Consider the following 15,262-nt stretch of genomic DNA (forward strand, 5'->3'; position numbering starts at 1 on the left):
TGCCCTTGCGGCCCGGTGGACCCCGGCACGAGTCCGGGGTGACGGAGGAGGCGGGGCAGTCCATCGCGCATTCCAAAAGGCAGCCGCATGACCACACCCCCCGGCACCATCGCCGTCGCCGACAAGGACCGGCTCGACGAGGCGAACCTCACCCGCTGGATGGAGGCGAACGTCGCCGGCTTCACCGGCCCGCTCACCTACGCCAAATTCGCCGGCGGCCAGTCCAACCCGACCTATCGCATCGACAGCCCGTCGGGCGCCTATGTTCTGCGCCGCAAGCCGTTCGGGCCGTTGCTCCCCTCCGCCCATGCGGTCGATCGCGAATATCGCCTGATTGCCGGCCTGTACCCGACCGGCTTTCCGGTTGCGAAGCCCTATGGCCTGTGTACCGACGACAGCGTCATCGGGGCGATGTTCTACGTCATGGCCCTCGCCGACGGGCGCAACCTGTGGGACGGCACGTTGCCGGACTATACCCCCGACCAGCGCACCGGCATTTACAACGCGATGGTCGACACGCTCGCCGACCTCCACAACACCGATCACGTCGCCGCGGGCCTTGGCGATTACGGCAAGCCCGGCAATTACTTCGCCCGCCAGGTCGAACGCTGGACCAAGCAATATCGCGCCAGCGAAACCGAACACATGCCGGAGGTGGAGAAGCTCATCGACTTCCTGCCACGCACCGTGCCGGACCAGACGCGCACGTCGATCGTCCACGGCGACTATCGCATCGACAACATGATCTTCCACGCGACTGAGCCGCGCGTCATCGCGGTGCTCGACTGGGAGCTGTCGACGCTCGGCGATCCGCTCGCCGATTTCAGCTACTTCCTGATGAGTTGGGTCACGGAGCCGGAAGGCCGATCGGGCGTGAAGGGGCAGACCGGCCCCCACACCGGCATCCCGACGATCGAGCAGATGGTGGACCGCTATTGCGCGCGCACGGGGCGCGACGGCGTGCCCGACCTCAACTGGTATTTCGCCTACAACCTGTTCCGCCTGACCGGCATCGTTCAGGGCATCAAGAAGCGGATCGTCGATGGCACCGCGTCCAGCGCGCAGGCCGAACGGTCGGCGGCGCAGGTCCACCGCCTCGCCGCGGCAAGCTGGCACTTCGCACAAGCGGCTGGCGCCTAATCAACGGCTTGGGCGGTATAGCTCGCATGAAGTGCGAGGCGAAAACGATGGTTTCGTGTGACTTTTAGTGACTTTTGAAAGGGCCTCCATGTCGCTGTTCGACCTTACCGGCAAAGTCGCCATCGTCACCGGCTCCAGCCGCGGCATCGGCAAGGCGAGCGCGATCGAACTCGCCCGTGCCGGCGCGCGCGTCGTCATCTCCAGCCGCAAGCAGGACGCCTGCGACGCCGTCGCTGCCGAGATCAACGCCGCGTTCGGGGAGGGCCGGGCGATCGCCATCGCCGCCAGTATCTCCGACAAGGCCGCATTGCAGGCACTGGTGGATCGGACGCGCGCGGCATGGGGCCAGATCGACGTGCTGGTCTGCAACGCCGCCTCCAACCCCTATTACGGCCCGCTCGCCGGCATCGCCGACGACCAGTTCCGCAAGATCCTCGACAACAACATCCTGTCGAACCACTGGCTGATCCAGATGGTCGCACCCGAGATGCGCGAACGGCGCGAGGGATCGATCGTCATCGTCTCGTCGATCGGCGGCCTGAAGGGGTCGGACGTCATCGGCGCCTATAACGTGTCCAAGGCCGCGGACTTCCAGCTCGCCCGCAACTATGCGGTCGAATACGGCCCCGACAACGTCCGCGTGAACTGCATCGCGCCCGGCCTGATCAAGACCGACTTCGCTCGCGCCTTATGGGACACGCCGGAGGCGGAGACGCGCTCCAGCCGCCACACGCCCTTACGACGGCTGGGCGATCCGATCGATATCGCCGGCGCGGTCGTCTATCTCGCGTCCGACGCCAGCCGCTACATGACCGGCCAGGCGATGGTCGTCGATGGCGGGGTGACGATCTGATGGCCCGCTTCACCGACAAATCGATCATCGTGACGGGCGCCGGCAGCGGCATCGGCCGTGCCGCCGCCATCGCCTTTGCCGCAGAGGGTGGCCGCGTACTCGTCGCCGACCTCACCGACGGGGCCGACGCCACGGCAGATGCGATCCGTCAGGCCGGCGGCACGGCAGAGGCGCTGCGCATCGATGCCGGCAGCGAAGCCGATGTCGTCCGCGCGATCGACCTCGCCTGCGAACGCTTCGGTGGCCTCGACATCATGTTCGCCAACGCCGGCATTTCGGGCGGCATGGCCAACATCTTCGACACCGACGTCGCGCTGATCACCGACGTGTTGCGCGTGAACCTGATCGGCCCCTTCCTCGCGATCAAGCACGCCGCGCCGCGCATTGCCGAGCGGGGAGGCGGGGCGATCGTGCTGACCGCCAGCGTCGCCGGTATCCGCTCGGGCGCGGGCTCGCCCGCCTATTCGGCGTCGAAGGCGGGCGTCATCAACCTCGCCGCGGTCGCCGCGCAGCAGCTGTCGGGCAGCAACGTCCGCGTCAACGCCATCTGCCCCGGCCTTACCGAAACCGGCATGACCAAGCCGACGTTCGATTATGCGCGAGAGGCGGGCAAGATGGACCGCGTCGGCCGCCTCAACCCCCTGCGGCGCGGCGCCCAGCCGGAAGAACTCGCCAAGGTCGCCCTGTTTCTCGCCTCCGACGACGCCAGCTACGTCAACGGGCAGGCGCTGGCGGTCGACGGGGGGCTGTCGTCGAGCCACCCGGTCACGCGGCAGGAATATGGCAAGACCGCCGTTTGACTTGATGCCGTCACGCGGTGCGCGCAGGATGCGGCCATGCTGCTGATCCTCGCCGCCGCTATCGCCGCCCCGCAGGCCGCTCCCCCGCCGATCATTTCGGTGTCGTCCGTCCCGCGCGCGCCGGAGTCGGGGCAATGGCTGCTCCACTGGACGATGAGCCCGGTGCTGTGCCGCGACGGGGGCAGCCAGCCGCCGGTGATGGCCGCCGAACCGCGCCGCACGGTCCTCTATTGGACCGGCAACGGCCGCGCCTCCGCGACGTTCGATTTCCGGATCGATGCCAGCGGTCGGCCGCTGACCATTGTGCGCCGCGGCAGCGCCTATCTGCAGGACGGCGACGATATCGCCCCGGCGCTCGCCGCGACCCGCTTCGCCGCGGGTGCTGCGCGAAAGGGGTGCGTCGTCACCTTCACACCCGATGTCAGCTCGGTCGCTGGAGCGCCGCTACACGATGTCATCGCGACCTTCATGACCCCGCGGACCACGCCGCCGCGCAGCATTTGGGATCGCATCCATGCCGGCGGCGATTGCGGCGATCCTGCCCCGCAGGCGCTGCTGCGTGCCTTCCCGGATTTCAAGGCGTTGCCCGATCAGCCGGGCTATGTCAGCTGGACGCTGATCGGCTTCGATGTGTCGGGCGATGGCAAGCCCAAGGCGATCCGCACGCTCGACAGCAGCGGCACGGCGCCGCTCGACCGGGCGGGGCGTGAGGCGGTGGCGCGCTCGCGCTTCGAGAAGGGCGCCCACAAGGCCTGCACCTTCGGCTATTTCAAGGCGCCGACCCTGCTGCCCGCGCCGCCTGCGCCCGAAGAAGATGCCTGGCGCCCTGCCGCGACAACCTGCCCGCGCGAACATGTCTGGGACCGGCAACCGCAGCTCGTCTATCCGACCAACTACAATGCGCGCAGCATCGAAGGCTGGGCGATGGTGACGTTCGACGTCGCGCCCTGGGGCGCGATCGGCAACGTCCATGCGCAGGCCGCCGAACCGACGGCCGATTTCGGTACTGCCGCCGAAAACATGCTGCGCAGCGCGACGTTCAAGCCCGGCCCGGGCTATGTCGGCTGCATCGAACGCGTGCGCTACGTGATCCGCAAGCCGGGCCAGCCGCCGAAAGCCGCGCCGCCGCCCGTCGTCACGCTGACGCCGATCAGCCGCGCGGAGCCCGCTTCCGGATCAACCCCTCCTGCGCGACGCTCGCCACCAGCCGACCGTCCTGCGTGAAGATGCTACCACGGTTCATGCCGCGCGCATGGCCCGCCCAGGGGCTGTCGGTGACGTAGAGCAGCCAGTCGTCCGCGCGGAACGGCTCGTGGATCCACAAAGCATGGTCCAGGCTGGCGGTCTGCATTTCGGGCATCAGCCAGTTGACGCCGTGCGGCATCATGCTCGTCGCCATCAACGCCATATCGGAGGCATAGGCGAGGGCCGCGCGATGCAGTGCCGGATCGTCGCCGATCCGCGCGGCGGTGCGGAACCAGGCGGCGTTGTTCGGCGCGCGCTTCTCCGGCAGGAACCAGCTGCGCGGGTACAGCGGCCGCATCTCGATCGCATTCTGCCGCCGCGTGAAGAAATCCCGGAACTTCTCCGGCACCTTATCCGCGACGGCGAGGCGCAGCTCGCGCTCCGACTTCAGCGTTTCGGGTGCCGGCACCTCGGGCATCGTGTCCTGGTGGTGCAGGCCGTCCTCGGGCGCCTGGAACGAGGCGGTCATCGTCAGGATCGGCTGGCCCTGCTGCATCGCCACCACCCGGCGCGTCGCGAAGCTCTTGCCGTCGAAGTCGCGCGTCACCTGGTACACGATCGGGAAATTCTCGTCGCCCGGTCGCATGAAATAGGCGTGGAGCGAATGCGAGTCTTTGCCCTCGACCGATCGCTGCGCCGCCTGCAACGCCTGCGCGATCACCTGCCCGCCGAACACCCGACCGCGGCCGCCGGGCTGGCGGGGGCCGCGATACAGATCGGTATCGAGCGTCTCGACGTCGAGCAGCGTGACGAGCATCGCCGCCAGCTCTTCGGGCGTGCGCTCGCGATGCTCGACTACGGCCTCGTCGCCCATCAATAGCCTGCCGCGCGCGCCAGCCGGTCGGCGTGGAAGCCGGTGTCGCCGAACATTTCGGTAAGCACCCGGGCGCGCTTCATAAAGAAGCCGATGTCATATTCGTCGGTCATGCCGATGCCGCCATGCATCTGAACGCCTTCCTGAACGCTGAGCGTCGTCGCCATGCCGGTCATCGCCTTGGCGACCGACACCGCCTCGTCCGCCTCATCCGATCCGGCGTCAAGCAGTTGCTGTGCCTTCAGCACCGCGGCGCGTGCGACCTCCAGTTCGCTATAGAGGTGGGCGGCGCGATGCTGCAGCGCCTGGAAGCTGCCGATCAGCGTGCCGAACTGCTTGCGTTCCTTCAGATAACCGACGGTCATATCCATCGCGCCGCCGGCGACGCCCAGCATCTCGGCCGACGCACCCGTCCGGCCGGCCCGCAGCAGCCGGTCGAGCCCGCCGCGTCCGCCATCGACCTCGCCGATCACTGCATCGGCATCGACCGTCACGCCATCGAACGTCATCCGCGCGGCGAGGCTCGAATCGGCCAGTCGCTCCGGCGACGCCCCGAGACCCGCGGCATCGCGCGGCACCGCGAACAGCGTCACGCCGTCCGCGTCCGCCGCCGACCCGGCGGTGCGCGCGGCGACGATCAGCAGGTCGGCGACATGGCCATGCGTGACGAACTGCTTGGCACCGTTAAGTCGAAAGCCGTTGCCGGCGCGTTCGGCGGTCATCGCGATCCGGTCGCGATGCTTGGGGCCTTCGTCGATCGCCAGCGCGGCGATCGTGTCGCCCGAGACGATGCCGGGGAACCAGCGGTCCGCCTGCGCGCTGCCCTTCAGCGCCTCGACCGCCGCGACCGCGGTGGCGAGGAAGGGGGAGGGGGACAGGTTGCGCCCGATCTCTTCCAGCACCACGCCCGCTTCGACATGGCCCAGGCCCAGGCCGCCCTGCGCCTCGGGCACCAGCACGCCGTTCAGGCCCATTTCGGCAAACTGCTTCCACAGGTCGCGCGAAAAGCCGGTGGGGTCGTTCGCGTCGCGAAGCGCGCGCAGGTGGCTGACGGGCGCATGTTCGGCGACGAAGTCCTTCGCCGTATCGCGCAGCATCGTCTGTTCGTCATTGAGGTAGAGGGGCATTTCGATCTCTCCAAAGCCATCTCCCTGTGGGAGAGGGTTGGGTGAGGGTGGGGGAGCGTTTACGCTTGCTTCCGACCCTCACCCTTCCGCCGTGCTGCGTACGGCTCCTTCCCTCTCCCGGTGGGAGAGGGACATGTTGCTCACGCCCCCGGCAGTTCCAGGATGCGCTTGGCGATGATGTTGAGCTGGATTTCGCTGGTCCCGCCCTCGATCGAATTGGCCTTGGTGCGCAACCACGCGCGCGGGGCGGCGCCGGTATTCGACCGCTCGCTCTCCCATTCCAGCGCGTCGGAGCCCCCCGCTGCCATCATCAGTTCGTGGCGATCCTTGTTCAGCTCGGTGCCGACATATTTCATCATGCTAGGCTGAGCCGGGTGCGCGCGGCCCGCCTTCAACTCGTCGATGAAGCGCTCGCTCATCGCCGCGAACGCCTTGGCCCGCACCTCGAACAGCGCGATCTGCGTGCGCAGCACCGGGTCGGCGAGGCGGCCGTCATGGTCCAGCCCGATCGTCGCAATCGCACCCGCCACCAGCGGGCTTTCGCCCTGACCGCCCAAGCCCATGCCGGAGATCATCTCGCGCTCATGGCCGAGCAAATATTTGGCGACGTCCCAGCCCTTGTTTTCCTCGTGGATGCGGTTCGCCTTGGGCACCTTCACATTGTCCATGAAGGTTTCGCAGAAGGGCGAATAGCCGCTGATCAGCAGGATCGGCTTGGTCGAGACGCCCGGGCTCTCCATGTCGAACAGCACGAAGCTGATGCCGCCCTGCTTCGACGCCTTGCTGGTGCGCACGAGGCAGAAGATCCAGTCGGCCTTGTCGGCGTAGCTCGTCCACACCTTTTGCCCGTTGACGATATAATGATCGCCCGCGTCCTCGGCGCTGGTCGCGAGGCCGGCGAGGTCGGACCCGGCATTGGGTTCCGAATAGCCTTGGCACCAGCGGATTTCGCCGCGCGCGATCTTCGGCAGATGGTCCAGCTTCTGCTCTTCGCTGCCGTATTTCAGCAGCGCCGGCCCGAGCATTGAGATGCCGAAGCTGTTCAGCGGATTGCGCGCCCGGATCGCGCGCATTTCCTCGCGCAGCACCTTGGTTTCCGCTGGCGACAGCCCGCCACCGCCATATTCCTTCGGCCAGTCGGGCACGGTCCAACCCCGTTCGCCCATCACCTTCAGCCATTGCGCCTGTGCCGGATTGGCATTGGGATCATAGTGGCGCCCACCCCAGCACACGTCCTGATCCCCACGGATCGGCTCCCGCATGTCTGGCGGGCAGTTCGCCTCCAGCCACGCGCGGGTATCGGCTCTGAATTGATCGAGATCGGTCATCATTGGCTCCAGGCAAGCGCATGCGCCGCGCGGGCGGCGGCAAGCGCGGTGCGGTCTTGATACACATCGGCGATCACCTGCACGCCGATCGGCAGGCCGTCGCCATCGCGGCCGATCGGCACGCTGGTCGCGGGCAGCATCGGCAGCGTGGCGAGGCCGGGGAAGGCGAACTGGTGCAGGAACGGCGTATCCTCGCCGTCGATGTCCAGCCGCCGATGGGGCAGGGGGGTGTCGTCGTGTGGGAATGCGGTCATGCCGACGGTCGGCGCGATCACGACGTCATACGTCTCGAACAGGCGACGCCACTGGCGCTGCATGCGTGCCTGTTCGTCATGCAGGTGCAGCCAGGCCGCCAGTGTCGGTGGCTCATGCCCCGGCGGTTGCGGTCCGCGCACCGACATCGCGATGTTGAGCATCTGTTCATAGGCGGCGTTCTGCCGCTCGAGGTCGGGCAGCAGGTCGCTCGCCGTATCGACCGTCGCACCTTGCGCGCGGAAGCGCTCGGCAAGATCGTCGATCGCATCCCGGATCGCGCGCTGCACCTTCGCCTTGGGCGCATCGATCAACAGCAGGATGCGCCACTGCTCGCCATGGCGCTTGGCGGGCGCGAGGGGGTGGTCGGCGACGATCTGCAGCGCCGTCTCCAGATCGTCGGCATCGCGCGCCAGGGGCCCGATCACCGACAGGACCGACTTGGCAAAATCGGTGCCGGGAAAGAAATGCCCGTCGGTCGGCAGCACGCCATAGGTCGGCTTGTGCCCCCAGACGCCATTGAACGCCGCGGGCACGCGGATCGAGCCGCCGATGTCGGACCCGAACTCGAGCGCAACCATGCCACTCGCCAGCGCGACCGCCGATCCGCCCGACGACCCACCCGCCACGCGAGCCGGATCGAACGCATTGCGCGTGCGGCCGTAGATCGGGTTGTTCGACTGAATATCCGCGAGCCGCGGCGGCACGTTGGTCTTGCCGAGCATGATCGCGCCCGCGGCCTTCAGCCGCCGCACCGCGACCGCATCCTCCGCAGCGACGAAATCGCGGAACTGCTCGACGCCGAACGTCGTCGGCAGGCCGGCGACGTTGAAGCTTTCCTTGATCGTCATCGGCACGCCGAGCAGCGGCGCGTCGAACCCCTCGGCGATCCGTGCATCGAGCGCGCGGGCCGCATCGCGGGCGCGGTCATAGTCTTTCACCACCACCGCGTTGAGGTCGGGATTCGCCGCCTCGATCCGCGCGATCGCGGCTTCGGTTTCGGCAAGCGCGGTCGTGTCCCCCGCACGGACGGCCGCGGCGGTGGCGAGGGCGGAGGGCGGGGTCATTGATTCCTCCCCCGCCAGGGGGAGGTGGCGCACGCAGCGCGTCGGAGGGGGCGGACACGGTGCCCCCTCGACGGTGCGTCGCTGCCCGCCCCCTCCGTCAGCGCTGACGCGATGCCACCTCCCCCTGGCGGGGGAGGAATTCGGATCGCCCTCACTTCAACCGCCCACCGCTGGCCGCGGCATCATTCAGGCTCTTCGCCGCGGTGAAACCGTGCTTCTCCAGCCCCGCCACGATCTTGCCCAGCCCCTCGCTCTGCGCCCAGAACATGGGGCCGCCGCGATAGACCGGCCAGCCGTAGCCGTAGATCCACACCACATCGACGTCGCTCGCGCGCTGCGCCTTGCCCTCCTCCAGGATCAGCGCGCCTTCGTTGACCATCGTGTATAGCGTCCGCTCGACGATCTCCTCGTCGGTCACCTCATGTTGCGGCGTGCCGGTCTTGTCGCGCCATTCCTGGATGATCTCGGCGACACGGGGGCTGGGGGTGGGGTTCCGCTTCTCGTCGTAATCGTAGAAGCCCGCCTGTTTCTTCTGCCCCCAGCGCCCTTCGGCAGCGAGCGCGTCGCGGACGTTCTCGATACGGTTCGGGTCGCGATGCCAGCCGATGTCGACGCCGGCGAGGTCGGCCATCTGGAACGGCCCCATCGGCATGCCGAAGGCGACGTGGACACGGTCGATCTGTTCCGGCGTCGCGCCTTCCAGCAGCAGCTTGTTCGCCTCCACCTGCCGCGGCATCAGCATGCGGTTGCCGATGAAACCATAGGTAACGCCCGCCACCACGGCGACCTTCTTGATCTTCTTGGCAAGGTCCATGACCGTCGCCAGCACGTCCGGCGCCGTCTTCGCGCCGCGCACCACTTCCAGCAGCTTCATGACGTTGGCCGGCGAGAAGAAGTGCATGCCGACGACATCCTGCGGCCGCTTGGTGACGGCGGCAATTTCGTCAATGTCGAGGTAGGAGGTGTTGCTGGCCAGGATCGCGCCGGGCTTGGCCAGCCCGTCGAGCCGCGTGAAGATCTCCTTCTTAACGTCCATATTCTCATACACCGCCTCGATGATGAGGTCGCAGTCGCCCAGCGCGTCGAAGTCGAGCGTCGGGGTCAGCGCGCCCATCGCCGCTTCGACCTGTTCGGGCTTCATCCGGCCCTTGGCGGCGGTCGCCTCGTAATTCTTGCGGATCACGCCGGTGCCGCGATCGAGCGCCTCCTGCGCCATCTCGACGATCGTCACCGGGATGCCCGCCGACAGGAAGTTCATCGCGATGCCGCCACCCATCGTGCCGGCGCCGATCACGCCGACGCGCTTGATCGGGCGCTTGACGGTGTCGGCGGGAACGTCGTCGATCTTGGCCGCCTGGCGTTCGGCGAAGAAGATGTGGCGCTGCGCGGCGGACTGGTTGCCCATCATCAGCTTCATGAATTCCTGCCGTTCGAAGGCGATGCCGTCCACGAACGACGTCTCGGTCGCCTTCACGACGCAGGCGATATTGGCGGCGGGCGCATCGAAGCCGCGGAAGCGGCGGCCGTTGGCCTTCTCGAACGCGGCAACCGCATCCGGGTCGGGCTGTACCGTCCGCTCCGACGCACGCGGGATCGGCCGCTTCGCCTTCACCTCGTTCGCAAAGGCGATCGCATCCGCCTCCAGGCTGTCCTCTCCGACGATCTTGTCGATCAGGCCGGCCTCCTGCGCCTTCTTCGCGCTGATCGGATCACCCTTGGCGGTCATCTCCAGCGCCAGCGCGACACCGGCGATGCGCGGCAGCCGCTGCGTGCCGCCCGCGCCGGGCAGCAGGCCGAGCTTCACCTCGGGCGTGCCGAGCTTTGCCGAGGGCACAGCGACGCGATAATGACAGCCCAGCGCCACCTCGCACCCGCCACCCAGCGCCGTGCCGTGGATCGCCGCGACGATCGGCTTGGTCGATGCCTCGATCATGTCGACCACGGTGGGCAGGCCCGGCTCGACCATCGGTTTGCCGAACTCGGTGATGTCGGCGCCGGCGAAGAAGGTACGGCCATCGCAGCGGATCACCATCGCCGCGATCGAGGCATCGGCGACGCCTTCCTTGATCGCGGCCTCCAGTCCCTGCCGCACAGCCGCGCCCAGCGCATTGACCGGCGGGTTGTCGGAGATGATGACGAGTACGTCGTCGTGGCGTTCGGTGCGGATCGGCGAGGTCATCGGGTCAGTCCTTCCTAAGGCGTCCCCCGGTCGGCGCCGGGGTCGTGAAATGGTCAATTGAGCGCGGCGTAGATCATCGTCTTCAGCTCGCGCCGGATCGGGTAGAGGCCCGACGGGCTCAGCTGCGTCATGAACACCATGTGCAGCCGCTCGACGGGGTCGATGAAGAAGGCGGTCGAGAACATCCCGCCCCAATAATATTCGCCCTTCGATCCGGGCATCATCGTGCGGGCAACGTCCTGCGTCACGGCAAAGCCCAGGCCGAAGCCGGTGCCGGCATTCTGCGTCTCGCTGAAAAGCGACCGCGACAGGCTGCTAAGGTCCTTGCCGCCCGGCAGGTGGTTCATCGTCATCAGCTCGAGCGTCTTGCGGCCGACGATCCGCGCACCGTCCAGCGTCCCGCCATTCTCGCACATCCGGCAGAAGCGGTGATAATCGAGCGCGGTCGACACGAGGCCACCGCCGCCGGACAGCAGCTTCGGCTGTCGGCTCCACGCGCTCGCCTCGCCGCGATCGTACATCACGCGTCCCTTGCCCTCGACCAATGTATAGCAGTCGGTCAGCCGGTCGGTCTTGTCCTCCGGCACCGCAAAGAAAGTGTCGTGCATGCCCAGCGGGCCGAAGATGCGCGTGGCGAAGAACTGGTCGAGCGGTATCCCCGACACGCGCTGCACCACTGCGCCGAGCACATCGGTCGCGACGGAGTAATTCCACGCCGTTCCCGGCGAGAATTCCAACGGCAGCTTGCCCAGCGCCGCGACGAAGCCGTCGAGGTCGTGGTTGCCGTGCCAACTCTCCAGCTTCGATTCGCGATGCGCGGCGTCGATGTTCGACCGATTCTGGAAACCATAGGTCAGCCCGGCCGTATGGCGCAGCAGATCGAGCATACGCATCGGCTCGGTAGTCGCTTTGGTGACGAACGGCACGCCACCACCGCCGCCGTCATAGACGCCGACACCTTTGAACTCCGGCAAGACGTGGTGGACAGGCGTATCGACCGCGACCTTACCCTCCTCGACCAGCATCATGAAGGCGAGGCTGGTGATCGGCTTGGTCATCGACGCGATGCGGAAGAGCGAACGTTCGTCGATATTTGACCCGCCTTCGCGCGCCGCCCCCTGATGCGAGAAATGGGCGATCTCGCCATCGCGCGCGATCAGCAGCTGCGCGTTCGGCAGGCGTCCGGTGTCGAGGTAGCGCGCCTTCAGAAACGCGTCGATCGCCGCCAGCCGATCGGGGTCGAAGCCCAGTGCGCGTGCATCGGTGTCGGCCATGCGGTGACATACCCCAGTTTCGAACTTATCTGCTCTATTGCCTTGAGCGGCGGCGGAATCAACAGTAACCTTTCATCGAAACACCGTAACCGCAAGCGCGGGCGGGACGATATGGAGAGGATGCCGACATGGCCAGCGCGCCCGCAAGCGAGCCGATCGTACCCCTGCCGCCGACATGGCCGGCGATGCCGCTGGCCCAGGTGGATGCGCTGCTGACCGCGCCCGGCGCGAAGTTCGAGATGGACGAGGTCGTGATCCGCGGCGTGCCGACTCGAGTGTGGAAGAACGCACCGCCGTCGATGCGATTCCTGATCGAGGCGAGTCGCGGCCACGGCGATCGGTTGTTCGTTATCTACGAGGATGAGCGTGTGTCGTATGAGGCGCATTACCGCGCCGTCGCCGCGCTTGCGGCGCATCTGGTGGCCCTGGGCGTGGGGAAGGGGGATCGCGTCGCGCTCGCGATGCGCAACCTGCCCGAATGGCCCGTCGCCTTCTTTGCGGCCGTATCGATCGGCGCGATCATGGTCCCGCTCAACGCCTGGTGGACGGGTGCCGAGCTGGATTACGGGCTGCGCGATTCGGGTTCGCGCGTGCTGATCGTCGATGACGAACGTCACGCGCGATTGCACGATGTCTATGGCAGCCTGCCGCAGTTGGAGCGGGTGATCGTCGCGCGCGCGTCGACGCCGCTGGCGGAGGGCGTGGAGCGGCTCGAAGATATCATCGGTACGCCGCACGACTGGCCAAACCTGCCCGCCACGCCGCTGCCGCCCGCCGACATCGCCCCGGATGACGAGGCGACCATCTTCTACACCAGCGGCACGACCGGCGCCCCCAAGGGTGCGCTGGGCACGCATCGCAATTTCATGACCAACATCCTGTCGAGTGGGTTCACCGCGGCCCGAAGCTATCTGCGCCGGGGCGAAACGCCGCCCGATCCCACACCGCGCGTCAGCCTCACCGTCATCCCGATGTTCCATGTCACCGCCTGTTCGGCGGGGATGATGGGGACGATCGCGACCGGATCGACGACGATCTACATGCGCCGCTGGGACACGGCGCGCGCGCTTGAGATCATCGAGCGCGAGCGCGTCAACATGACCGGCGGCGTGCCGACGATCGCCTGGCAGCTGCTCGAGCACCCGGATCGTGCGAAATACGATCTCTCGTCGCTGGAAACGATCGCTTATGGCGGTGCACCCTCGGCGCCCGAGCTGGTGCGGCGCATCTATCAGGAATTCGGCGCGCTGCCTGGTAATGGCTGGGGCATGACGGAAACGACCGCGACCGTCACGCAACATGGCGCCGAGGATTATCTCAACCGCCCCGCGAGCGCGGGCGCGCCCGTCGCCGCGGCGGATATCGAAATCCGTGCCGACGATGGCGTCACCGTGCTGCCCCGCGGCGAAATCGGCGAGCTTTGGGCGCGCGGGCCGATGATCGTGAAGGGCTATTGGAACAAGCCCGAAGCAACGGCCGCGACCTTCGTCGACGGCTGGGTGCGCACCGGCGACCTCGCGCGGATCGATGACGACGGCTTCCTGTTCATCGCCGATCGCGCCAAGGACATCGTGATCCGCGGCGGCGAGAACATCTATTCGATCGAGGTGGAGAACGTGCTCTACGCCCATCCCTCGGTCACCGACGCCGCGCTGGTCGGCATCCCACACCGGACGCTGGGCGAGGAGCCGGCGGCGATCGTCCACCTGTGCCCCGGTTGCACCGCGACCGAGGCGGAATTGCAGGGGTTCGTGCGCGAGCGGCTGGCGGCGTTCAAGGTGCCCGTCGCGATCCGCTTCCTGCCCGAGCCGCTGCCGCGCAACGCCAATGGCAAGATCCTGAAACGCGAGCTGAAAGCGCTGTTCGAGGATCATTCCGCCGCCGCCGCTTAGGCGGGTGCAAACAGAAGGGTGGCGGCGCGCGAAAATGCGCTAGAGCAGGGGGATGGCCGACGATCCCGATCCTGCTCCCCCGTCACCCCCCATCACGCCCGAGGAGCAGATCGCGCTCGGCGCGCCGCTGATGCCCGGCACCCGCAGCGAGATCGGCCGCATCGCGCAGCGGCGCGATCGTCTGCTCGCCGCCTTCACGCTGATCGCGGGCATCGGCCTCGCGCTCGGTACGCCCTTCGCGCTCAAATCGGGCGCGGAATTCTTTCTGCCGCTGACGACGGCGCTGGTGATCGCCATCGCGCTGGTGCCGGTGCTCGAATGGCTCGAACGGCGCGGCATTCCATCCGCGATCGCAGCGCTGTTCTGCATCCTAGTGTTCCTGATCATCGCCAATATCGCGATCGCGGCGATCGTCGTGCCGGCGACAGACTTCTTCCAGCTGCTGCCCAGCCGGATCACGCGCATCCAGCACAATCTGTCGCCGTTGCTCGACCTGTATTCGACGCTCGAAAAATCGGTGAACAAGATGTTCCGGCAGATCGCGTCGACACCGGTCCGTCAGCCGCAGACCGCCGCGGTCGCGCCGCCCAGCTCGATCCTGGAGCTCGCCGCGACGTCGGCACCGACGGTGATCGTCCAGTTCTTCTTCGGTATCCTGATCGTCTTCTTCTTCCTGTCGGGCTGGACCGGCCTGCGCAAGAAGACGATCACCGGGCGCACCAGCTTTGACGGCGCGATGGCGACCGCCCGGGTGATACAGGACGTCGTCGACGACGTGTCCGCCTATCTGGGCACGATCACGCTGATCAACCTCACTCTAGGCGGCATCGTCGCGGGCGCATTGTATTTCCTCGGCATGCCGTCGCCGCTGATGTGGGGCGGTATCGTCGCGCTGCTCAACTACATCCCCTATTTCGGGCCGATCCTTGCGGCGTTCCTGCTCGCGATCGGGGGGTTGATGACCTTCACCGACATCTGGCTGGCGCTGATCCCGCCGGGCGTGATGATCGGCTGTCACCTCGTGGAGGCGAATGCGATCACGCCGCTGATCGTCGGCCATCGGCTGACGATCAGCCCGCTGATGATCCTGGTGTCGATCAGCTTCTGGGGCTGGGTATGGGGCACCACAGGGGCCGTGCTGGCGGTGCCGCTGCTGATCATCATCCAGACCGTGCTGGGCGCTGCGGGCAAGCCGGATATCGCCGGATTCCTGTTCGAACACGGCACATTGGTGCATCAGGAACGCGCCCGGCGACGCCGGAGCGAGGGGGAGGGCGAAGAAGGTCGTTGA

At 67.2% G+C, this 15,262-nt stretch carries 12 protein-coding genes; 6 read left to right on the forward strand and 6 right to left on the reverse strand.

Annotated elements, in window-relative coordinates:
• The first annotated feature begins 87 nt into the window (after positions 1-87).
• The 4 genes from SPHME3_RS0110475 to SPHME3_RS0110490 all read left to right on the forward strand — a co-directional run bounded on the left by SPHME3_RS0110475 (position 88) and on the right by SPHME3_RS0110490 (position 4,017).
• The gene (locus SPHME3_RS0110475; RefSeq protein WP_017979212.1) at positions 88-1,140 is read left to right on the forward strand and encodes a phosphotransferase family protein; all 1,053 of its coding nucleotides are present in this window, start codon (positions 88-90) and stop codon (positions 1,138-1,140) included.
• Positions 1,141-1,228: 88 nt separating this feature from the next.
• On the forward strand, positions 1,229-1,993 hold the full coding sequence (locus SPHME3_RS0110480) for an SDR family oxidoreductase (protein WP_017979211.1): 765 nt from the start codon (positions 1,229-1,231) through the stop codon (positions 1,991-1,993).
• Complete coding sequence (locus tag SPHME3_RS0110485; RefSeq protein ID WP_017979210.1) at positions 1,993-2,793, forward strand: SDR family NAD(P)-dependent oxidoreductase; 801 nt, start codon at positions 1,993-1,995, stop codon at positions 2,791-2,793. The genes SPHME3_RS0110480 and SPHME3_RS0110485 overlap by 1 nt, the downstream gene beginning before the upstream one ends.
• A gap of 36 nt (positions 2,794-2,829) precedes the next feature.
• Positions 2,830-4,017 carry an energy transducer TonB gene (locus tag SPHME3_RS0110490; protein WP_017979209.1) on the forward strand — a complete coding sequence of 396 codons (1,188 nt, stop codon included), beginning with the start codon at positions 2,830-2,832 and terminating at the stop codon, positions 4,015-4,017.
• Here the strand turns inward: SPHME3_RS0110490 and SPHME3_RS0110495 are convergent.
• From SPHME3_RS0110495 to SPHME3_RS0110520, 6 genes are all read right to left on the reverse strand, one after another.
• On the reverse strand, positions 3,944-4,852 hold the full coding sequence (locus SPHME3_RS0110495; protein ID WP_017979208.1) for an acyl-CoA thioesterase: 909 nt from the start codon (positions 4,850-4,852) through the stop codon (positions 3,944-3,946). The genes SPHME3_RS0110490 and SPHME3_RS0110495 overlap by 74 nt on opposite strands.
• Positions 4,852-5,979, reverse strand: a complete 1,128-nt coding sequence (locus SPHME3_RS0110500; protein WP_017979207.1) for an acyl-CoA dehydrogenase family protein — start codon at positions 5,977-5,979, stop codon at positions 4,852-4,854. The genes SPHME3_RS0110495 and SPHME3_RS0110500 overlap by 1 nt, the downstream gene beginning before the upstream one ends.
• A gap of 140 nt (positions 5,980-6,119) precedes the next feature.
• Positions 6,120-7,310: an acyl-CoA dehydrogenase family protein gene (locus SPHME3_RS0110505; RefSeq protein ID WP_017979206.1), complete on the reverse strand. Its 1,191-nt coding sequence runs from the start codon at positions 7,308-7,310 to the stop codon at positions 6,120-6,122.
• Positions 7,307-8,626, reverse strand: coding sequence for an amidase family protein (locus SPHME3_RS0110510; protein WP_017979205.1), 1,320 nt, complete (start codon positions 8,624-8,626; stop codon positions 7,307-7,309). Before SPHME3_RS0110510 ends, SPHME3_RS0110505 begins: the two co-directional genes overlap by 4 nt.
• Before the next feature lie 151 nt (positions 8,627-8,777).
• On the reverse strand, positions 8,778-10,805 hold the full coding sequence (locus SPHME3_RS0110515; protein ID WP_017979204.1) for a 3-hydroxyacyl-CoA dehydrogenase NAD-binding domain-containing protein: 2,028 nt from the start codon (positions 10,803-10,805) through the stop codon (positions 8,778-8,780).
• A gap of 53 nt (positions 10,806-10,858) precedes the next feature.
• Positions 10,859-12,079 (reverse strand): serine hydrolase domain-containing protein, encoded by a 1,221-nt coding sequence (locus tag SPHME3_RS0110520; protein ID WP_017979203.1) that lies wholly within the window; start codon positions 12,077-12,079, stop codon positions 10,859-10,861.
• Between the two features lie 128 nt (positions 12,080-12,207).
• Between SPHME3_RS0110520 and SPHME3_RS0110525 the strand changes: the two genes are divergently transcribed.
• On the forward strand, positions 12,208-13,971 hold the full coding sequence (locus SPHME3_RS0110525; RefSeq protein WP_018250709.1) for a class I adenylate-forming enzyme family protein: 1,764 nt from the start codon (positions 12,208-12,210) through the stop codon (positions 13,969-13,971).
• Between the two features lie 52 nt (positions 13,972-14,023).
• Entirely contained in the window at positions 14,024-15,262 is a 1,239-nt protein-coding gene (locus tag SPHME3_RS0110530; RefSeq protein WP_017979201.1) for an AI-2E family transporter, read from the forward strand.

The sequence above is a fragment of the Sphingomonas melonis DAPP-PG 224 genome (assembly GCF_000379045.1).
Classification (GTDB): Bacteria; Pseudomonadota; Alphaproteobacteria; order Sphingomonadales; family Sphingomonadaceae; genus Sphingomonas; species Sphingomonas aquatilis.